The 18,373-nt window shown below is 61.0% G+C and carries 22 protein-coding genes and 1 pseudogene; 13 read left to right on the top strand and 10 right to left on the bottom strand.

Annotation, left to right across the window (positions count from 1 at the left end; all coding sequences use genetic code 11):
• Positions 1-74: 74 nt before the first annotated feature.
• Complete coding sequence (locus CO671_RS17990) at positions 75-497, top strand: nuclear transport factor 2 family protein (protein WP_097607049.1); 423 nt, start codon at positions 75-77, stop codon at positions 495-497.
• Between the two features lie 64 nt (positions 498-561).
• Here CO671_RS17990 and CO671_RS17995 read toward each other — a convergent pair whose 3' ends face one another.
• From CO671_RS17995 to CO671_RS18020, 6 genes and pseudogenes are all read right to left on the bottom strand, one after another.
• A complete protein-coding gene (locus tag CO671_RS17995) occupies positions 562-2,331 on the bottom strand; it encodes a radical SAM protein (RefSeq protein WP_097607050.1) in 1,770 nt (589 codons plus the stop codon).
• A 161-nt stretch (positions 2,332-2,492) separates the two neighbouring features.
• Positions 2,493-3,296, bottom strand: coding sequence for an endonuclease/exonuclease/phosphatase family protein (locus CO671_RS18000; protein WP_097607051.1), 804 nt, complete (start codon positions 3,294-3,296; stop codon positions 2,493-2,495).
• Between the two features lie 55 nt (positions 3,297-3,351).
• Positions 3,352-4,758 carry a Si-specific NAD(P)(+) transhydrogenase gene (gene sthA / locus CO671_RS18005; RefSeq protein WP_097607052.1) on the bottom strand — a complete coding sequence of 469 codons (1,407 nt, stop codon included), beginning with the start codon at positions 4,756-4,758 and terminating at the stop codon, positions 3,352-3,354.
• A 115-nt stretch (positions 4,759-4,873) separates the two neighbouring features.
• Positions 4,874-5,020: pseudogene (locus CO671_RS18010) on the bottom strand (JAB domain-containing protein); the annotation flags it as partial.
• Entirely contained in the window at positions 5,010-6,197 is a 1,188-nt protein-coding gene (locus tag CO671_RS18015) for an alpha-hydroxy acid oxidase (protein WP_097607134.1), read from the bottom strand. The pseudogene CO671_RS18010 and the gene CO671_RS18015, both read right to left, overlap by 11 nt.
• Positions 6,198-6,435: 238 nt before the next feature.
• On the bottom strand, positions 6,436-7,365 hold the full coding sequence (locus tag CO671_RS18020) for a LysR family transcriptional regulator (protein WP_097607054.1): 930 nt from the start codon (positions 7,363-7,365) through the stop codon (positions 6,436-6,438).
• A gap of 92 nt (positions 7,366-7,457) precedes the next feature.
• Here CO671_RS18020 and CO671_RS18025 point away from each other — a divergent pair, with 92 nt between their 5' ends.
• From CO671_RS18025 to CO671_RS18035, 3 genes are all read left to right on the top strand, one after another.
• The gene (locus CO671_RS18025; protein WP_348627718.1) at positions 7,458-8,090 is read left to right on the top strand and encodes a flavodoxin family protein; all 633 of its coding nucleotides are present in this window, start codon (positions 7,458-7,460) and stop codon (positions 8,088-8,090) included.
• Positions 8,091-8,193: 103 nt separating this feature from the next.
• Entirely contained in the window at positions 8,194-9,174 is a 981-nt protein-coding gene (locus CO671_RS18030; protein ID WP_097607056.1) for a quinone oxidoreductase, read from the top strand.
• Positions 9,175-9,271: 97 nt separating this feature from the next.
• Positions 9,272-9,760 (top strand): DUF4440 domain-containing protein, encoded by a 489-nt coding sequence (locus CO671_RS18035; protein WP_097607057.1) that lies wholly within the window; start codon positions 9,272-9,274, stop codon positions 9,758-9,760.
• 215 nt (positions 9,761-9,975) lie between these two features.
• Here CO671_RS18035 and radC read toward each other — a convergent pair whose 3' ends face one another.
• Together radC and map are read right to left on the bottom strand one after the other, a co-directional pair.
• On the bottom strand, positions 9,976-10,800 hold the full coding sequence (radC, locus tag CO671_RS18040; protein ID WP_097607058.1) for a DNA repair protein RadC: 825 nt from the start codon (positions 10,798-10,800) through the stop codon (positions 9,976-9,978).
• A gap of 3 nt (positions 10,801-10,803) precedes the next feature.
• Positions 10,804-11,640, bottom strand: coding sequence for a type I methionyl aminopeptidase (map, locus tag CO671_RS18045; protein WP_004673840.1), 837 nt, complete (start codon positions 11,638-11,640; stop codon positions 10,804-10,806).
• 236 nt (positions 11,641-11,876) lie between these two features.
• Here map and CO671_RS18050 point away from each other — a divergent pair, with 236 nt between their 5' ends.
• The 3 genes from CO671_RS18050 to CO671_RS18060 all read left to right on the top strand — a co-directional run bounded on the left by CO671_RS18050 (position 11,877) and on the right by CO671_RS18060 (position 13,168).
• Positions 11,877-12,536, top strand: a complete 660-nt coding sequence (locus CO671_RS18050; protein ID WP_010029629.1) for a TetR/AcrR family transcriptional regulator — start codon at positions 11,877-11,879, stop codon at positions 12,534-12,536.
• A 120-nt stretch (positions 12,537-12,656) separates the two neighbouring features.
• Complete coding sequence (locus CO671_RS18055) at positions 12,657-12,839, top strand: hypothetical protein (RefSeq protein ID WP_097607059.1); 183 nt, start codon at positions 12,657-12,659, stop codon at positions 12,837-12,839.
• Positions 12,836-13,168, top strand: a complete 333-nt coding sequence (locus CO671_RS18060; protein ID WP_097607060.1) for a DUF6105 family protein — start codon at positions 12,836-12,838, stop codon at positions 13,166-13,168. The genes CO671_RS18055 and CO671_RS18060 overlap by 4 nt, the downstream gene beginning before the upstream one ends.
• Here CO671_RS18060 and ruvX read toward each other — a convergent pair.
• Complete coding sequence (gene ruvX / locus CO671_RS18065) at positions 13,105-13,599, bottom strand: Holliday junction resolvase RuvX (protein WP_097607061.1); 495 nt, start codon at positions 13,597-13,599, stop codon at positions 13,105-13,107. The two genes, CO671_RS18060 and ruvX, sit on opposite strands and share 64 nt — an antisense overlap.
• Positions 13,600-13,712: 113 nt before the next feature.
• Between ruvX and CO671_RS18070 the strand changes: the two genes are divergently transcribed.
• The 5 genes from CO671_RS18070 (at position 13,713) to CO671_RS18090 (ending at position 17,223) form a co-directional block, all read left to right on the top strand.
• Entirely contained in the window at positions 13,713-14,417 is a 705-nt protein-coding gene (locus CO671_RS18070) for a metal-dependent hydrolase (RefSeq protein WP_010029171.1), read from the top strand.
• A gap of 69 nt (positions 14,418-14,486) precedes the next feature.
• Positions 14,487-14,774 (top strand): Asp-tRNA(Asn)/Glu-tRNA(Gln) amidotransferase subunit GatC, encoded by a 288-nt coding sequence (gene gatC, locus CO671_RS18075; RefSeq protein ID WP_004673847.1) that lies wholly within the window; start codon positions 14,487-14,489, stop codon positions 14,772-14,774.
• A gap of 58 nt (positions 14,775-14,832) precedes the next feature.
• Entirely contained in the window at positions 14,833-16,314 is a 1,482-nt protein-coding gene (gene gatA / locus CO671_RS18080) for an Asp-tRNA(Asn)/Glu-tRNA(Gln) amidotransferase subunit GatA (RefSeq protein ID WP_064683533.1), read from the top strand.
• A gap of 165 nt (positions 16,315-16,479) precedes the next feature.
• Positions 16,480-16,830 carry a hypothetical protein gene (locus CO671_RS18085; protein WP_097607062.1) on the top strand — a complete coding sequence of 117 codons (351 nt, stop codon included), beginning with the start codon at positions 16,480-16,482 and terminating at the stop codon, positions 16,828-16,830.
• Between the two features lie 117 nt (positions 16,831-16,947).
• Positions 16,948-17,223 carry a hypothetical protein gene (locus tag CO671_RS18090; RefSeq protein WP_097607063.1) on the top strand — a complete coding sequence of 92 codons (276 nt, stop codon included), beginning with the start codon at positions 16,948-16,950 and terminating at the stop codon, positions 17,221-17,223.
• Positions 17,224-17,273: 50 nt separating this feature from the next.
• Here CO671_RS18090 and CO671_RS18095 read toward each other — a convergent pair whose 3' ends face one another.
• Positions 17,274-17,531, bottom strand: a complete 258-nt coding sequence (locus tag CO671_RS18095; RefSeq protein WP_097579117.1) for a YjhX family toxin — start codon at positions 17,529-17,531, stop codon at positions 17,274-17,276.
• A gap of 313 nt (positions 17,532-17,844) precedes the next feature.
• Here CO671_RS18095 and CO671_RS18100 point away from each other — a divergent pair, with 313 nt between their 5' ends.
• On the top strand, positions 17,845-18,351 hold the full coding sequence (locus tag CO671_RS18100) for a GNAT family N-acetyltransferase (protein WP_097607064.1): 507 nt from the start codon (positions 17,845-17,847) through the stop codon (positions 18,349-18,351).
• Positions 18,352-18,373: the final 22 nt, after the last annotated feature.

Raw genomic sequence — 18,373 nt, forward strand, 5'->3', positions numbered from 1 at the left:
TTTATCGCAGCAACAAATAGTTGAAATAAAGTATAATTCGATGCAGATTTGTTGATGGTTGGAGGGACCTGAAAATGACTGCAAAATACGACATGAAGAAATTGGTGGAGGAAATCTATGCTGTGCGCGACCGCGGCGATATCGAGGGCACGCTGGCGCTGATCGGAGAGGATTGCACTTTCCGGATGGCTGGCAATACACGGCTGGCGCCTTTTTCGACTGAATTGGGCGGCCATGCCTTTCGCCAGGTGATAGCGCAGCTCATCACCGTGTGGGATCTATCCAAGATCAGTACGACCGGCATCCATGTGGACGAGGATGCGCAGATCGTCTTTGCCCACCGCGAAGGGGAAGTCACACATATCCCGTCCGGCGTGAGCTTCCACACGGAATTCGTCGACAAGATCCATTTCAGGGACGGGAAACCGGTCAAGATCGTCGAATTTGTCGACACGCTACAGGTGGCCGAGACAACCCGGATAATCCAGGTCGCTTAAGCTGCCACCAGAGCGCCTTGCACCAACCTTGCTTCAAGCGAGGCGCTTGAGCGGGAACTGTGGCTCAATGCCGTGTCAGCTCCGCGACTTTCCGGACATGGCTGACGGCCGCGGCCCCACCGGCGGTTTTGGTGAAGAGGCTGAGCGTCTCTTCCTCGTCGTCCGCGACGGGTGTCAGGGCCTGATCCGTGTAGCTCTTCGACTTGGCATCCCGTGAAATCAGAAAGGCCGAAATCGTCAGGCCGATGATCGTGCCGGCGAGCGAAACATGTTTGCTCACGGTTTCCCAGGCAAAGCGCGGCCAGAAGACCAGCGGATTTTCACGCGGCAGTTCGGGGCGCCGCTCCGACGGCGTCTTCAGGCGCAGGAGGCCGCTTTGCAGCGGATGCACGTTTTCCAGCGGCACGGTGGTCGCGAAGGAGACGAGAACCTTGACGAGCCTTGCGAGCGGCACGCCGGTCGCCACGGCCCGTCGCAGCAGCGTCTTCATATGGTCAGGCGAATAATAGAGCGACCATGCCTCGTGGTAGATGTCTTCCCACTGCTGCTTGCTCATCTTGGGGTGCGCAGTGCAGACATGTTCGACATCGTAAATGTTGAGATCGCCGTCCATCTCGACGCCCTTCTTCCACAGGACCTGATGGTCCTCGGAACCCGGCAGCGGTGTCAGGATGAAGAATTCGATGACGTCGAGCGGCAGCTCTTCCTGAATGATCGCGATATCGCGGCGGATCGATTCCGGCGTATCGGCCGGGAAGCCCAAGATATAACCGGCCAGCGTCATGATGCCCTCAGCCTTCCAGGCGAGCAGCATCTTGCGGTATTCGGTGATCTTGTTCTGGTTCTTCTTGGCGGCGGTCAGATTATCAGGATTGACGTTTTCGAGGCCGATGAAGACGCGGGTGACGCCGGCGCGCCGGGATTTCTCGATGAAGTTCGGAATCTTGTGGCAGAGCGTATCGACCTGGATCATCAGGCCGAGCGGAATGCCGTCCCGCTCCTTGAGCTCGATCAGCCGATCGAAGATCGCCTCCCAATCCTTGTTGCGGGCGAAATTATCGTCGGTAATGAAGAATTTATGGATGCCCTGCGCCCAGTTCATCCGCACCAGCTTTTCAACATCGTCGGCGGAGCGGAAGCGCGACTTGCGCCCCTGGACGTTGATGATGGTGCAGAACGAGCACTGGTAGGGACAGCCGCGGCCGGCATCGAAGCTGGTGCTGAGGCCGAGCGTGCGCTGGATATTGTCCTTCGGCAGGAAGGGAACCGGCGTACCGCCGATGCCGGGAAGGTCGTTCATGAAGTTATAGAGCGGCTTCAGTTCGCCGCTAGCGGCGTCACGCAGCACCATGTCCAGCCGCCCCTCGGCCTCGCCGGCGAACATCGAGATGCCCATGTCGCGGCAGGCGTCGAGCCCGACCGCCTTGCCGTCGAGCATCGACAAGCAACCGGAGACATGAAAGCCGCCCATCGAAACCGGCAGGCCGGCATCACGGAAGGGGCGGGCGATATCGAGCGCGCGCGGATATTGGTTCGACTGGACGCCGACCAGTGCGACCATGCCGAAATTGCCGTGGCGCTTGAACTGGGCGAGCAGCCGGGGGAAATCGATGCGCGTATTGGTCTCGTCGATCACGGTGATGTCGATCGCCGTATCGGGCCCGAGCACCTGGCGCTCGGCGCATTCGGCGGCGATGCCGTAGAGGGCCGCAAGCGAATTCGAGGGGATCATCGCCCGCCACCAGCGGATGACGTAACCGTCATCGTCATAATGCGACGGCTTGATCAGGATCAGCTGAAAACGTCTGCGAGCGGCTTCCAAAGCATGGGACAAGAGTATCTATCTTTCTCTAGAAACGTCTGCCCGGAGGCAAAATGGAGTTGAGAGCACAAATCAGGCACGGCGTATCGATGCGATTGATCAGGGTTTAAACTAAGGCGTAAAAATCGGGGGTGCGCGCAAAAGTTTCGTGCAGCCCATCCTTCCTCAATATACTACCCGACATCGAGCAGCAATGCGCGGTGGTCGGAGACCTCGGGCGCCTCGACCACCTCGAACCTGCCAACCTTGACCCCCGGCGTGACCAGCATGTAGTCGGCAAAGCGGCCTTGCTTCAGATAGTGAGAGGTCCGCGTATCGACAAGGCCGTTTCCGGTGACGAGATCGGAAAGGCCCAATCGAGCGAGGACCTCAAAGGTCGCGCTGTCGGGCAGCACGTTGAAATCGCCGCAGACCACGAGCCCTTCGCCGCCGGGCCAGACCCGTTTGACGAGCCCGGCCAGCGCCAAAGCCTGCTCTTCGCGCGCCGCCGTATCGCCCTTGCCGGCAGGATCGCGCAGACCATGCATATGGGCGATGGTAATCGCGGAAGCGTCTGCATGGCTGAAGAGACGGATGCAATGCGCGTTTCGCGGGCGGGGATGTTCGCCCCAGCCGCCGGCGGAAAAACTGCCATGCACGAAGTCGATCGCCTGGGCGATGACGGAATGCGATTTGCGCACGAAGGTCGCCAGCCCGAATTCGGCGACAATGGCAGCGTCGCCGTCGAAGAGCACGCCTCTCGATGTCGGGCAGAAGAAGCCGTCATGGCCGGGCAGGGCGGCGCTGATCTCCGCAAACAGGTTGGCGCGCTGCGGCAATTCCAGCCCCGCATCGCGATAGATCGACCATCCGGAACCAGGATCCGGCGCCCGCAGCACCTCCTGCAGGCATAGCACGTCAGGATCGGCCTGCCTGACATAGTCGATCAGCGCCTCATGCAGCCTGCCGCCCCATGCGTTCAGCGAAATGATGCGCAATGTCTTCGGCTCCCTTGGGTGGCCGGATGGAGATGGCTGCCCTGTCGCTGTGCGCCTACAATTCCGACTTGATGTCGCCCATCCGGTTCCAGGCGTCGAGGCCGGCGATCTTGTAGGCTTCGGCGAGCGTCGGATAATTGAAGGTGTTTTCGACGAAATATTCGACCGTGCCTTTGAGGTTGAGCACCGCTTGGCCGATATGCACCAGCTCGGTGGCGCCTTCGCCGACGATATGCACGCCGAGCAGGCGGCGCGTCTTCAGCGAGAAGATCAGCTTCAAAAGCCCGGTGTCGAGGCCCATGATATGGCCGCGCGAGGTCTCGCGGAAGCGGGCGATGCCGCATTCATAGGGAATGCCGCGCTCCTTCATCTCTTCTTCGGTCAGGCCGCAGGTCGAAATCTCCGGCACGGCATAGATGCCGTAGGGGAAATATTTCGGCGGCTCCTTGGCGACCGCGCCGATCGCCACGCGGGCGGCGATCCGGCCCTGCTCCATCGAGGTCGAGGCGAGGCTCGGAAAGCCGACGACGTCGCCGGCGGCGTAAACGTTCGGAACCGAGGTCTGAAACGTCTCGGGATTGACCTTGAGACGGCCGCGGTTGTCGGCCTCGAGGCCGATCGCCTCAAGGTTCAGCGTGTCCGTCGCCCCCATGCGGCCGGCCGCAAAGAGCACCATGTCGGTCGTCAGACGCCGGCCGCTGTCGAGCGTCAGTTCGACCTTGCCGTTATCGAGCGTCTCGACCTTGTCGGCCTTCTGGCCGAGCAGCAGTTTCATGTTGCGGTCGCGCAGCTGATAGGTGAAGTCCTCGATGATTTCCTTGTCGATGAAGTCGAGCATCGTCGCCTTCGGGTCGATCACGGTGACGGCGGTGTCGAGTGCGCTGAAGATCGTTGCATATTCGATACCGATGACGCCTGCACCGATAACGATCATCGAGCGCGGCAGCTCCTGGATGTCGAGCAGCTCATCGCTGTCGAGAACGGTCTTGCCGTCGAAAGGAATGTAGTCCGGGCGGAACGGCTTGGTGCCGACGGCGAGCAGCACGCTGGCGGCGCTGACCTGGGTGACCTCGCCGTCATCCTTGATCACCTGCAGCGTTGAAGCATCGACGAAGCTCGCCTTGCCGCGAATATGGTGCACGCGGTTGCGGGCAAACTGGTGCTCGAGGACCTCGACCTCGTGGTCGAGGGTAATCAGCAGGCGGCGGCGCAGGTCTTCGGCGCTGATCTCCTGCTTGACGCGGTAGGATCGGCCGTAAAAGCCGCGTTCCCGCCAGCCGGAGAGATTGAGCGCGGTCTCGCGCAGCGTCTTCGAGGGGATGGTGCCGGTATGAACGGACACGCCACCGACGCGCTTGCCCTGCTCGATGACGAGCACTTTCTTGCCGAGTTTCGCAGCCTGGATCGCGCCGCGGCGCCCTGCGGGACCGCTACCCACCACAACGAGATCGTACTGAAACATCCTCTAGCCCCGGATTGGAATGGAATCATTTGCGACAAAAATGTCGCCCCTCATCGGTAGCCGGTCAATGTTACAGATTGTTTTACGACCATTGATTCCGCCGGACCTGTGTTTTTCAGATCAGCTTCAGCCCTTTCAAGCTGATATGGCCGTCCTTGCCGATGATGATGTGGTCGTTGACGATGATATCAAGGGCATAAGCCGCGTCGATGATTACTTTCGTCATATCGATGTCAGCGCGCGACGGCTTTTCATGCGCGGGTGATGTAATCCGCGGAAATATCGCCCACCCTGGTAACGCCGAGCAACGCCATATTGCTATGCAGTTCCGCCTTCAGGATATCCGCCGCCTTCAGCACGCCCGGCAGCCCCGCGACGGCTGCGGCATAAAGGAACGGCCTGCCCACGAACACGAAACAGGCCCCGAGCGCCAGCGCCTTCATGATATCAGTTCCACGCCTGATGCCGCCGTCGACCATGACGGCGATGCTGTCTCCGACACGTGCCGCAATTTCCGGGAGGACCTGAAGGGGAGATGCGGTGCCGTCGAGCTGGCGGCCGCCATGATTAGAGACGATCACGCCATCCGCCCCCGTATCGGCCGCCCGTGCCGCGTCGTCGGGATGCATGATCCCCTTGACCACGAGCTTGCCGGACCACCTCTTGCGGATCTGCTCCAAATGGGCCCAGTTGAGATGGTCGCGCCTGCCGAAATCGCGCATGACGTTGGAGGAGATGATCGGCGCGCCTCTTGTGGCATAGGAATTCTCAAAATGCGGAATGCCGTGCCGGGCGATCGTGCGCAGGAATGTACCGGTGCTCCAGCGAGGGTGCGAGATGCCCTGCCATGCCAAGCGGAGACCGGGACGCAAAGGCGTCGAAAATCCAGCCCTGACATTGTTTTCGCGGTTGGGCAGCGTGGCCGTGTCCACGGTCAGCAGGAGCGTGCCGATGCCGGCCGCAGCGACGCGATCGATGAGAGCATCGATACGATCGGGTTCGCCGGGCAAATAGGCCTGAAACCATGCTTGTGGCGAGGCCGCAGCGATCTCTTCCAGGGGGATGAGTGACGAACCGCTTATGATCATCGGGATTCCCGATTGGTCCGCGCCTTGCGCGAGCGCGATGTCCCCCCGATAGGCCATCAGCGCGCTGATCCCCATCGGCGCGATCCCGAACGGCACGGCATAAGTTTTGCCGAAGAGGCTCGTCGCGGTGCTGCGCGTCGAGACGTCCCGAAGCACACGCGGCCGGAAGGCGTAGGCCTGGAAGGCCTCTGCGTTATGCCGCAGCGACGCATTGGTCTCGGTCGCGCCGGCGATGTAACCGAACAGCGGCTTCGGCAGATGTCGCCGCGCCTTGATTTCAAAGTCGTCGAGGCAAAGCACGTCGCGGCAGAGCCGGGTCGATCGATCAGTGTTACCGCTGCGGATCGTCATGAGCTTTATCTTCTCGGTATCCCCGGCGGGCATTTGTTCAGCGAATGGGGCGCAGATTGCATACAATCGCGCGTCACCCACTGCTGTCAACTCCAGCCTTGCTCAATCTCCGCTCGCCTCAAATGCTATCTTGCGGCCTCGCGGGATCGGCGGTATCGCGAGAACAGGGCGTGATATTGTCGGCATGCCGGGCTCTGCATCTCGTCGGCGATCAGCCCCAGTGCTTTTCAGCTCAGCTTCAGCCCCTTGAGGCTGACGTGATAGGTCCGCCTGACAGCGAGGAAAGTTGCGTTGCGAGAGTGTCAATGACGACACGCAAACGCATGGGGACGTATGGTGCGGTTGGCCAGACCGCATAGGTGTCGAGGCTGCGCGAGGAATATTGCTTGAGAATGGGGATCACCCGTCCAGCCTCGATATGATCTTGAACAAGCCAGCCCGGCAGGGAGGCAATGCCTATGCCACGCACCGCCGCATCGACGATGGCTTCCTGGTTATCGAATTGCAGCCGCCACTTGAGGCGCGGTTCGGTTTCCACGCCATTCGCATCGATCAAAGGCCACGGAAAAGGCTGTTCGTTGCGCCAGTAGACCAGGGCTTCATGCTCGCCCAGGCTTTCGATATCTACCGGTTCGCCATGCTTAGCGAGATAGGACGGCGCTACACATACGACCTTGCTCTGAGTGAATATCCTTCGACTGCTCAGTCCCTTGCTGTCGCCGGGCGTATGATTGCGAATTGCAAGATCAAAGCGCTCCCCAATGAGATCAACGACAGAGTCACTGAAGCGCAGATCGAGTTCGAGAGCCGGGTGCTGTTGGGCCAGGTCGAGAAAGATCGGTTCAGCGCAGTATCGGCCAAACAATACAGGCATCGTGACTTTCAGCTTGCCTCCGACTTCACGTCTTCCTGATTCCAGCAGGACTTCTCCCGCTCGAAGCTCTTCCAGGGCACGCAGACACCGCTCGTAGTAGACTTGGCCGTCCTCTGTGAGACTCAAGCTGCTTGTCGTCCGATGAAACAGGCGGACGCCCAAGCGCGCCTCCAAACGCGCAATTGTTTTGCCCACCGCGGAGCGCGAAAGCGCCAGTCGCTCAGCCGCACGCGCGAACCCTCCGGCTTCAACCGCTTCCACAAAGACCGGGACACCATCCAGACTGTTTCGCACCAAGTGCTCCTGTAGAATTTTTCGCTACATCTTGAGGACAAAATATCGCCCAATGTAAACCTTGAAGCGACACTACAGTGCGACGATTATAAATGCCAGATGGCATCGAGGCAGAGCTTCGTTGCGATTTTCAAAGAGCAACGGAAGAACAGATGCAGATAGCGATCGTATACGACAGCCAGATGGGGCACACCGCCAAGCAAGCACAGTCGGTAGCCGAGGGTGTCGGGTTAGTCCCGGGCGCCGAGGCGAGACTGCTCCCGGTCACCGATGGCATTCCTTGGGACTACCTGGAAACCTGTGATGCGATCATCTTTGGCTCCCCCACCTTCAACGGCTCGCTTTCAGCTCGCCTGAAACAGTTCATGGAGGATTCGAGCAAGCCGGCCTACGTCACCAAGGCGTGGCGCAACAAAATAGCCGCAGGGTTTGCGAACTCGGGCGCTCCATCGGGCGACAAGCTTAGTACTTTGATTTCGATGGCGCTCTTCGCCGCCCAGCATGCCATGATCTGGGTTGGTGTAGACCAGTTTGCGAGCCTCAGTCGCGAAGAGGACAACTACCTCGGCGGTTGGCTAGGCGCGATGGCGCAGTCCAACTACTTGGAGCCCCCGGAACTTAGCCCCGGCGCCCCCGACCTGCGGACTGCGGTCAAGCTCGGCAAGCGCGTAGCCGAAATCGCCAAGTTTTTCCAGGCAGGCCGAGCAGCGCTGCAGCCGGCGTAAGCCAATCGAAAAGCTGCCTTGAGTGCACGCTCACCCTTTGTTTCTCGCGCCCGGCAAGCCTTCAACACAATCAAATGCAGGCACTATGCCTGAGGAGAGATAGATGCGGAAAGTTGTACTCAAAGAATTCGGTGGCCCCGAGCAGCTAATTGTCGAGACCGCCGAGGACCTGCATCCTGGTCCCGGCCAGATCCTGGTCGATGTCGAAGCCGCCGGGATCAATTACCTTGACCTCACGCAACGCAGCGGCGCATCGCGAGTGCATCTTATCGAGCTTCCAACCGTGCTGGGTCTGGAAGGCGTCGGCCGCGTGCGGGCGTTGGGCGATGGTGTCGCGGCATCTTCCGGCATCAAGGTGGGCACTCGCGTTTCCTGGATGGATGCACGCGGCTCCTATGCGAGCCAGGCGGTCGTTCCCGCCGAACGGGCGATCGCGATCCCGGATAGCTTCACCATCAGCGAAGGTCTGCTGTTCCAGGCCATGACCGCCCATTATCTGGTTCACGAATACCGGGGCATCCAGCCGGGTGATCGCGTACTGGTCCATGCGGCTGCAGGGGGACTGGGGCAGCTTCTCGTCCAGTGGTTCAAGCATCTAGGCGCCTGGGTCGTTGGTACGACTTCCAGCGACCGCAAGGCGGAGATCATCCGCGCGCTGGGAGCCGACGCCGTGATCGTCTACGGCGACGATTACGATTTCGTCGATCAGGTTGCGAAACTCACGGGCGGCAAGGGCGTGGATCTGGCGATTGACAGCTTGGGCGAGAAGACGCTTCTCAAGACGGTCGCGACGCTCGCTGGTGGTGGAACCGTCGTGGCGATCGGTGCTGCCTCCGGACCTATTCCATCGATCAATCCGACAGCGCTTACCCAGCGTGGCCTACGCCTCGCGGGGGGATCGGTGTTCTCCTATGTCGCCGATCCCGGCGAGTTGCAAGAGCGGGCTTCGGATGTGATCGCGGCCGTTCAGGCAGGATGGCTGAAGCTGGACGAAGCGACCAGTTATCCGCTGGATCGCGCCGCGGCTGCACACCAGGACATCGAGAGCCGGCGGGCGAAGGGCAAGCTTTACCTCATTCCCTAAGCCGATCGCGACACGCGGGTAAGAGGCCGATGGCCCGTCCATCGGTCCTCCCGACTACCGGAAGCAACCTCACCCTCGTGTGACAAGGAGAGAAATCATGCGCAAACTACTTCTCGCGGCGGCGATCGCCTTAACGACTTTCGCAACGTTCAGTCTGGCTCAACCGGCTGTGGCCGCCGAAACAGGCCCGGCGGCGGAGGAGCAGGCAATCCGCGGTATTCATGAACGCATGGCCGGACTGGTCCAAGCTCGGGATGCGGGTGCGATCAAGCAACTTTATGCAGGCGACGCCGTGCTCATGGCGCCCGGCGAAAAGGCGGTCGTGGGCAACGAAGCGATTGGTGCACGATGGGCCCGCCAATTCGGACTGCAAGATCTCAAGTTCAGCTTGCGCACGGAGCAATTGATCGTCTCCGCGTCGGGGGATCTCGCGCATGATCGCGGAACCTATGATTTCGCGGCGACCCTCCGGCAAAGCCCGATCAACGACACGGGCAAGTATGTTCTCGTCTGGCAGAAGATCGATGGCCAGTGGAAAATCATCGCCGACATCTTCAACAGCGATCCGGCTCCCGCGGCGAAATAATCAGGGGGGCCTCCGGAGCCGACCTTAAGGCACCGGCGATCCGCTCTGGCGAGGAAGCATCTTTGTTCGCTCCGGGAGGTGGTCGTACTTCTCCAGCGAAGTCTCGCAGCACGAATGGGGAAATGTACCGTCGACGGCGGGCATCGCGCGGACAGGCCGTGACATTGTCGGCAGGCCGGGCTCTGCATCCCGTCGGCGATCAGCCCCAGTGCTTATCAGATCAGCTTCAGCCCCTTGAGGCTGACGTGGCCGTCCTTGCCGATGATGATGTGGTCGTGGACGGTGATGTCGAGCGCCTTGGCGGCCTCGATGATCACCTTCGTCATGTCGATGTCGGCGCGTGAGGGTGTCGGGTCGCCGGACGGGTGGTTGTGGACGAGGATGATCGCTGTTGCCGAAAGCTCGAGCGCGCGCTTGACCACTTCGCGCGGATAAACCGGCGTATGGTCGACCGTGCCGCGGCCCTGCACCTCGTCGGCGATCAGAACATTGCGCTTGTCGAGGAAGAGAATGCGGAATTGTTCGCGGGTCTCGTGCGCCATGGCGGCGTGGCAGTATTGAATGACCGAGGACCAGGAGGAGAGTACCTGTTTGCTTCTGATCTCGCTTTTCAGCGTCCGGTGGGCCACGGTCGAGATCAGTTTCAGGTCGAGGGCTACAGTCTCGCCGACGCCCTTGACCTCGGTCAGCAGCGCCGCCGGCGCGCCAAAAACGCCGGAAAGCGAGCCGAAGCGTTCGATCAGCGCCTTGGCGATCGGCTTGGTGTCGCGCCGAGGGATCAGGCGGAAAAGCAGGAGCTCGAGGATTTCATAATCGGCAAGCGCCGTGTCGCCCTGCTCGCGGAAGCGGTCACGCAGTCGCTCGCGATGACCGTGGTAATGTTCCGGTCCGGAGAGCGAGGCGGGCAGGGCGGCCCGGGCATTCGGCACAGTTGGGTTGTGCGGCCGGCCGCCGAAGAACGAACGTTCGTCGGCAACAGGCTCTTCGGTTGCGAAAGGCAGCTCGTCGTCGGAAGATGTCGCAGCTGGCCTCTTCGCCATCGGTCACCTGGCAAGCGACGGCAGTCCGGGCCGGTCGAGCCCAGCAGGTGACAGCGTGAAGATTTCGCAGCCGTCGGCGGTAACGCCGACCGTATGTTCGTATTGCGCCGAAAGCGAGCGGTCGCGGGTCACCGCCGTCCAGCCGTCGGCCAGCACCTTCACATGCGGCCGGCCGAGATTGATCATCGGCTCGATGGTGAAGATCATGCCCTCGCGCAGCTCCGGCCCCTCGTTGGCGCGGCCATAATGCAGGATATTCGGCGAATCATGGAACAGCCGGCCGACGCCATGGCCGCAGAAATCGCGCACCACCGAACAGCGCTCGGCCTCCGCATAGGTCTGGATCGCTTCGCCGATCGCGCCGGTGCGGGCGCCGGGCCTGACCGCGGCAATGCCGCGCATCAGTGATTCATAGGTCACTTCGAGCAGTCGCTCGGCGGCCCGCTTGACCGTGCCGACGGGATACATCCGGCTGGAATCGCCATGCCAGCCGTCGAGCACGAAGGTGACGTCGATATTGACGATATCGCCTTCACGCAGCGGCTTGTCGTTGGGGATGCCGTGGCAGACGACGTGATTGATCGAGGTGCAGGTCGACTTGGTATAGCCGCGATAGTTCAGCGTCGCCGGATAGGCGCCGTGATCCATGCCGAAATCGAAGACGAACCGATCGATCTCATCGGTTAGCAGGCCGGGCTTGACGATATCGGCCAGCGCATCGAGGCAGCGGGCGGTCAGCTGGCATGCCTTGCGCATGCCGTCGAATGCTTGCGTGTCGTAAAGCCGGATGGCGCCGGTGTTCTTCGGCGGCGCGGAAGAGGCTTCGATATAGTTCACCATTGCAGGGCCTTAGCGGAGAATATTAGCTTTGTTCATAATGCAGCTATGACGGGTTCGTCCATCGCGATCAACTGTCGGGGCGAGATTTCTGAAGCGATTTGGCCGCCTCCCGCAGCCATTGCCCGCCGAATTATTCGTGCCGAACGAAATATCCACAATCTTCCCAAAGGGATAGGATTGATTGGATGAAACCTCCCCGCTACTCACCGCTTGGTGACAGCGGGGAAGGGTCGGTCATGCTGAATGAAGCGGTAAATCTTGAGAGTTCGCCCGGCGCCGAGGCGGCGCCGGAACGGCGAGTGCGCGATCGCGGCGCCACCGAGCGCGCCATCCTTGCCGCCGCCAAGAGCCTGTTGGCGGAAGAAGGCTTCCAGAATTTCGGCATCAATGCCGTCGCCCGCCGCGCCGGTTGCGACAAGCAGCTGATCTACCGCTATTATGGCGGCCTTGACGGTCTGGTCGAGGCGATCGGCGCCGATCTCGGCACATGGGTGAGGGATCGCATTCCCGAAGATGCCGGCGGCATGTTCCTGCTCACCTACGGCGATCTGATGGAGCGGCTGGCGCTGCTTCTGCTCGACGCCTTGAAAAATGATCCGCTGATGCGCCGCATCCTCGCCTGGGAGGTCTCGGAAAATACCGAGCAGGTGAGGCGGCTGTCCGAGGCTCGTTCGAAGGCTCTCGCCCTGTGGCTGGATCGCATGCGCGGCTCGCTGGCGCCGCCGAAGGGTGTGGACGCGACCGCCGTCAACGCCGTCGTCATCGCAGCAATCCAGCATCTCGTGCTTGCCGCCGCCGCCGGCGGCCAATGCGCCGGCCTGTCGCTCAAGACAGCAAAGGATTGGGAGAAGGCGGCGACGGCGCTGAAGCGTCTCGTGCGCGGCGTCTATGGCTGACATTCGCGTTATCCACAGGAGGCGGGCCGGCGTTAACCTTAACGAATGGTTTACGTTGCGTGGGGCGGGTTAAGCCGACACTGTGCCATCAGCAGAGATGGTACGAGTGAGAGTCCCGAGTTGACATCCGTGGGAAGCAAGATCGCCAAAGCCGCCTTTCTGGTGACGGCAGTGATGTTCTTCGCAATCCTGGCGCTGGATATTGCAATTCCGACGCTGGTGCTTTGCATCATGGCATTGTCGACGTGGTTGGTCTCCCTCGATCTGCCCGTCGCGCGCAAGCATGGAGGAGAGGCCGCATGAAGTGGTTTCTGATCTTCTGGGCCGGCCCCATCGTCTTTCTGGGCGGATGGTACTGGCTCTCCTATTACGACATCAATTTCGGCTTCCTGATGCTGACACGACAGATTCATGACCTGACGTTCCAGATCTACGGCGAGGCGCTCGGCATGCCGCCGGAGGCTATCCCGCCCCTCGTTGCCCGGGCCATCGCCGTCGACAGTCTCATCGTCTTCGCCCTCCTTGGCTTCAGAAAGCGCAAATCGATCCTAGCCTGGTGGCAGACGCGTCAGGCGCTGAATTCCTCTCCATCAGATCTTGCCAGCAAGGAAAGCCTGTCGAGCGCGCCCTGAAGGATGAAGCTGGCCGCCGCCGAATCGATCCGTTCGGCGCGTTTGGCGCGCGAGACGTCCATTTCGAGCAGCGTCCGTTCGGCTGCGACGGTCGAAAGCCGCTCATCCCAATAGACGAAGGGCAGCGCCGTCTTCTGCTCCATGTTGCGCACGAAGGCGCGCGTCGCCTGCACGCGCGGGCCCGCCGATCCGTCCATATTTATCGGCAGGCCGATCACGAAGCCCGCGACCTTTTCCGTTGCCGCGAAATCCATGAGCGCCTGCGCATCGATGGTGAATTTGACACGGCGGATCACCGGCCGTGGCGTGGCGAACCGCCGCCCGAGGTCGGACATCGAAAGCCCGATGGTCTTGGTGCCAAGATCGAGGCCGGCGATCGCCTGCCCGGGGGCAAGAATCCGGGCCATTTCCTCGATCGTCAACACCGTCATTGCCGTTTCATCCCGTCAAAAGAAATTGAAGTCGCCGCCGCTTTTCTTCGCCGGCGCATGAGATATGTCCTTACCATCGAAAACAGATTTTGCATCACGTAAGGAGAGATTTCATGAAGATCACCTGGCTTGGCCATTCCGCCTTTCGCATCGACACCGGAAAGGCGAAGATTCTGCTCGACCCGTTCCTCAATCATAACGCTTCCTTTGCCGGCCAGGACATCAAGGATGTTTCTTCAGGCGTCACCCATATCCTGCTGACGCACGGCCATGGCGACCATGTCGGCGATGCGGTCGCGCTCGCCAAGGAAACCGGCGCCGTCGTTCTCGCCAATGCCGATCTCGCCGCCTGGCTGGGTTCCAAGGGCGTCGACAGGATCGAAATGGGCAATACCGGCGGCACGATCACCTTCGGCGGCTTCTCGGCGACCTTCACCAATGCGCTGCATTCCTCCGCCCAGATCACTGAGGACGGTGTCTCGCATGCGCTTGGCAATGCCAACGGCCTGATGCTGCATTTCGACGACGAAGCCTCGATCTTCGCCATGGGCGACACCGACATCTTCTCCGACATGGGGCTGATCAACGAACTGCACCAGCCCGATATCGGTTTCGTGCCGGTCGGCGACCGCTTTACCATGGGCGGCGCGGTAGCCGCACTCGCCTGCCAGCGTTATTTCAGCTTCAAGACCGCGATCCCCTGCCATTTCGGCACCTTCCCGATCATCGATCAGACTGCCGATAAGTTCATTGACGGCATGGAGGGATCGAAGACGCAGGTGAAGGCGCTGAAGCCTGCCGAGAGCCTGTCGATCTGACGAAACCCCGTTGCACCGGGCGGACATGGCCTTTATAGCGGGTAGGAAAAATCCTATCCGGAGAATGCCATGTCCGTCGATCTTGCCACCGTGAAGCGCGTCGCCAAACTTGCCCGTATTGCCGTCTCCGAGGACGAGGCAAATCGCATGGTCGGCGAGCTGAACGGCATCCTGGGCTTCGTCGAGCAGCTCTCCGAAGTCAATGTCGACGGCGTCGAAGCGATGACCTCGGTCACCCCGATGGCAATGAAGAAGCGGACCGATGCGGTGACCGATGGCAACAAGGCCGCCGATATCGTCGCCAACGCGCCGGTCACCGACCACAATTTCTTCCTGGTGCCGAAAGTCGTCGAATAGGGCTCGAACGCCTCTTTCCGACCCTGTTGCCATTTTAAAGATCTGAAGCGAAAACACGATGAGCGAACTCACCAGCCTGACCATTGCCGAAGCCCGCCGGAAGCTGCGTGCCAAGGAAATCACCGCACTCGAACTCACCGACGCTTATATCTCGGCGATCGATGCGGCCAATGAGCGGCTGAACGCCTATGTGAAGGTCACGCCGGATCTGGCCCGCGTCATGGCCAGGAAATCGGACGAGCGCATCGCCGCCGGCACGGCCGGCGAGCTGGAAGGCATTCCGCTCGGCATCAAGGATCTCTTCGCCACCGTCGGTGTCCACACCCAGGCTTGCAGCCATATCCTCGACGGCTTCGAGCCGCGGTATGAATCAACCGTCACCCAGAACCTTTGGGACGACGGCGCCGTTATGCTCGGCAAGCTGAACATGGACGAATTCGCCATGGGCTCGTCCAACGAGACCTCCTATTACGGCCCGGTGATCAATCCCTGGCGGGCTGAGGGCTCCAACCAGCAGCTCGTTCCGGGCGGCTCCTCCGGCGGCTCCGCCGCAGCCGTCGCCGCGCATCTTTGCGCCGGCGCCACCGCGACTGATACCGGCGGCTCGATCCGCCAGCCCGCCGCCTTCACCGGTACCGTCGGCATCAAGCCGACCTATGGCCGCTGCTCGCGCTGGGGCACCGTGGCTTTCGCCTCCTCGCTCGATCAGGCCGGCCCGATCGCCCGCGACGTGCGTGATGCCGCGATCCTCTTGAAGTCGATGGCAAGCGTCGACGCCAAGGACACGACCTCGGTCGATCTGCCCGTGCCGGACTACGAGGCCGTCCTCGGCCAGTCGCTGAAGGGCATGAAGATCGGCATCCCGAACGAATATCGCGTCGACGGCATGCCTGAGGAGATCGAGACCCTGTGGCGCCAGGGCATTGCCTGGCTGAAGGATGCCGGCGCCGAGATCGTCGATATTTCGCTGCCGCATACCAAATATGCGCTTCCGGCCTATTACATCGTCGCCCCCGCCGAGGCCTCCTCGAACCTGGCGCGCTACGACGGCGTGCGCTACGGCCTGCGCGTCGACGGCAAGGATATCGTCGACATGTACGAGAAGACGCGCGCCGCCGGCTTCGGCCAGGAAGTCAAGCGCCGCATCATGATCGGCACCTATGTGCTGTCGGCCGGCTATTACGATGCCTATTACATCCGCGCCCAGAAGGTCCGCACGCTGATCAAGCGCGATTTCGAGCTCGCCTTCGACGCCGGTGTCGACGCCATCCTGACGCCGGCCACCCCATCTTCAGCCTTCGGCGTCGCCGACGAGAACCTCGCCGCCGATCCGGTCAAGATGTATCTGAACGACATCTTCACGGTGACGGTCAACATGGCCGGCCTGCCGGGCATCGCCGTGCCGGCGGGTCTCGACCAGAAGGGCCTGCCGCTCGGCCTGCAGCTGATCGGCAAGGCTTTCGACGAGGAAACCCTCTTCAAGACCGCCTACGTCATCGAGCAGGCTGCCGGCAAGTTTACGCCGGCCAAGTGGTGGTAACGGACTTCACGATCCGAATGATCGCCGACGCCGACCCTAAACGGTCGGCGTCGTCGGTTTATCGCATGGGCGGCGCGTGAGGCTTTCGAGGATCGCTATCCATCTGGTTGCCCGATCAATATGACCGCGCGAGATCCGTGTTTCGGACACTACTGGGGTTATCAGATGGCCGAAATGAGCGAAGTTATGGCGACTTTCGAACGCTATAAGGAGGAGGCAGGCCGCTTTCTCCTGCAGGTTCAAACTGTACGCGTCTTAGACTTCGACGCTTTTGATAGGCTTGAAGCGCACGGTCAGGAGATAGCGCGGCGACTCAAGGGGCACTCCTCAGTTCCCAAGTCTGTGCTGCATGAGATGCGAGTGGCCGCGAAAATCCTCCGAGCCGAGGCACTTTACATGTCGACCGAGCAGCGCGCTATGAACGATATGGCTGATCGGCTGGAGATGACATTCGATCTCATTCTGCTGGACGAAGATCATAGTGATCGACCCCCCGGTATTCCTCGGAGCCTCTGAAGTCGCGCAATATAGCGAAACTGATACCCACTCGGTATGAGCGTACAGTTCCTGAAGGCATCTCGGATTTCGAGGCGGCGCCTGCTATAAGGGAGAGGACTTTCCGGGAGGGGCCTCATGTCGAACCAGGATCTTGTGCGACTGATCGAGGCACTCGATCGTCTTGCGGCCGGCGGTTTCGTCATGGGCGCGGATTGGCAGGCGGTTCACGATATCTGTCAGGGCCACGAAGGCGAACAGCCGTTCGACTGGGGCCATGCCCTCTGTCATCGCATCGAGGGCGACGACTGGAATGCCGATTACTGGTATCGCTGCGCCGGCAAGACGCGCGGAACCGGCACGATGGCCGACGAATGGTCGGCGATGCGAGCGATATTGTCCCGGAAGGCTTGAAGCCGAGCCCCGACCGCGCCGTTCGAGGCGCGATCAGGTTGATGGCCCGATTATCTGTTGTCCAGCTGTGATCTGACCAACTTCAACCCTCTTTCGGTAATCCGGTAGGGCTGGCCGCCTGACGATTTGATCGCCTTCAGCCGCTTCAGCCTGCGGAAGAGATCGAGGTCGACGCCGGGATAGAGCCAGCCGTCGCGGGTAAAGCAACTGACGTTCTCGATCTTCCTGTCGTCGTCGCGGATGATTTCGATGCGGCCGCCTTGGGCCATGAGATGCAGGATGCGTTGCTCCGTGCGGGAAATGTCCATGTGTTGAGATCCGGTATCGCGCCCGGCAGGGCGCACAAAAACGGTCTGACGCTCGATCGAACGTCAGGGCTTCGTTTTTTCGGGCCCATGCGCGCAAGAAAACTTGCGGGCAGGGCCTTTACCGGGTCTCAGACAGGTTCAACATAAACACCTCGATAGGAAGGATTTTGTATTGAGGTCGCAAAAGGCGGTCAAGAGCGCCTTTGTCGTTCAAAACCGGTCGAAAATCATGGTTTCCACCGGTCATCCCCTTGGGGGCACTGGTAAAATCCGCGACTCAATGGTCTAGTTGCGGGGTAACGCGGGGGTGCCGTTGATCCACATTCGCAATGCCCGCGACGGGGAAGCGGAACTTTTGAGTGAGATCGGGCTGAGGGCCTGGCAAAAGGCGATGGCGTCGATCGGCGAATCGGACGCGATGATCGACGCAGCGCGCAGCGCCTTTCGCAACTTCGTGGAAAACGACTGGCTGACCATCACCGTCGTCGAACAGAACGGCAAGGTCGCCGGCTGGGCGGCGCGCGAGGGCCTGGATGAAACCATCTCGGATTTCTGGATCGACCCCGTTTTCACCCGCCAGGGGCTGGGTTCGGCGCTTCTCGAGCGCATCGAAAAGGAGATCGCCGAACAGGGCTTCGCGAAGGCGGCGATGCAGACCCATTCCGGCAACAGCGAGGCGATCGGCTTTTTCCGGAAACACGGCTACAGCATCCACTGGCTCTCGGTCGCCTATAATCCGAAGCTCGACCGCGACGTGCCTTCCGTCGGGCTGACGAAGCAGCTCGTCTCCGACGGCGGCGGATACGGACAGGAATTCTGAGGTTTAAAGGCCCCGCAGAAGG

It is taken from the genome of Rhizobium sp. M10, from assembly GCF_002531955.1.
GTDB lineage: Bacteria > Pseudomonadota > Alphaproteobacteria > Rhizobiales > Rhizobiaceae > Rhizobium > Rhizobium etli_C.

What these genes read in the sequence shown, in the direction of transcription:
- CO671_RS18050 (WP_010029629.1), top strand. Translation starts at nt 11,877, where the DNA reads ATGCTGAATGAAGCGGTAAATCTTGAGAGTTCGCCCGGCGCCGAGGCG.
- CO671_RS18095 (WP_097579117.1), bottom strand. Translation starts at nt 17,531, where the DNA reads ATGGACATTTCCCGCACGGAGCAACGCATCCTGCATCTCATGGCCCAA.
- sthA (WP_097607052.1), bottom strand. Translation starts at nt 4,758, where the DNA reads ATGTTTCAGTACGATCTCGTTGTGGTGGGTAGCGGTCCCGCAGGGCGC.
- CO671_RS18070 (WP_010029171.1), top strand. Translation starts at nt 13,713, where the DNA reads ATGAAGATCACCTGGCTTGGCCATTCCGCCTTTCGCATCGACACCGGA.
- gatA (WP_064683533.1), top strand. Translation starts at nt 14,833, where the DNA reads ATGAGCGAACTCACCAGCCTGACCATTGCCGAAGCCCGCCGGAAGCTG.
- CO671_RS18090 (WP_097607063.1), top strand. Translation starts at nt 16,948, where the DNA reads ATGTCGAACCAGGATCTTGTGCGACTGATCGAGGCACTCGATCGTCTT.
- CO671_RS18035 (WP_097607057.1), top strand. Translation starts at nt 9,272, where the DNA reads ATGCGCAAACTACTTCTCGCGGCGGCGATCGCCTTAACGACTTTCGCA.
- CO671_RS18025 (WP_348627718.1), top strand. Translation starts at nt 7,458, where the DNA reads ATGCCAGATGGCATCGAGGCAGAGCTTCGTTGCGATTTTCAAAGAGCA.
- CO671_RS18060 (WP_097607060.1), top strand. Translation starts at nt 12,836, where the DNA reads ATGAAGTGGTTTCTGATCTTCTGGGCCGGCCCCATCGTCTTTCTGGGC.
- CO671_RS18085 (WP_097607062.1), top strand. Translation starts at nt 16,480, where the DNA reads ATGGCCGAAATGAGCGAAGTTATGGCGACTTTCGAACGCTATAAGGAG.
- CO671_RS17990 (WP_097607049.1), top strand. Translation starts at nt 75, where the DNA reads ATGACTGCAAAATACGACATGAAGAAATTGGTGGAGGAAATCTATGCT.
- gatC (WP_004673847.1), top strand. Translation starts at nt 14,487, where the DNA reads ATGTCCGTCGATCTTGCCACCGTGAAGCGCGTCGCCAAACTTGCCCGT.
- ruvX (WP_097607061.1), bottom strand. Translation starts at nt 13,599, where the DNA reads ATGACGGTGTTGACGATCGAGGAAATGGCCCGGATTCTTGCCCCCGGG.
- CO671_RS18015 (WP_097607134.1), bottom strand. Translation starts at nt 6,197, where the DNA reads ATGACGATCCGCAGCGGTAACACTGATCGATCGACCCGGCTCTGCCGC.
- radC (WP_097607058.1), bottom strand. Translation starts at nt 10,800, where the DNA reads ATGGCGAAGAGGCCAGCTGCGACATCTTCCGACGACGAGCTGCCTTTC.
- CO671_RS18030 (WP_097607056.1), top strand. Translation starts at nt 8,194, where the DNA reads ATGCGGAAAGTTGTACTCAAAGAATTCGGTGGCCCCGAGCAGCTAATT.
- map (WP_004673840.1), bottom strand. Translation starts at nt 11,640, where the DNA reads ATGGTGAACTATATCGAAGCCTCTTCCGCGCCGCCGAAGAACACCGGC.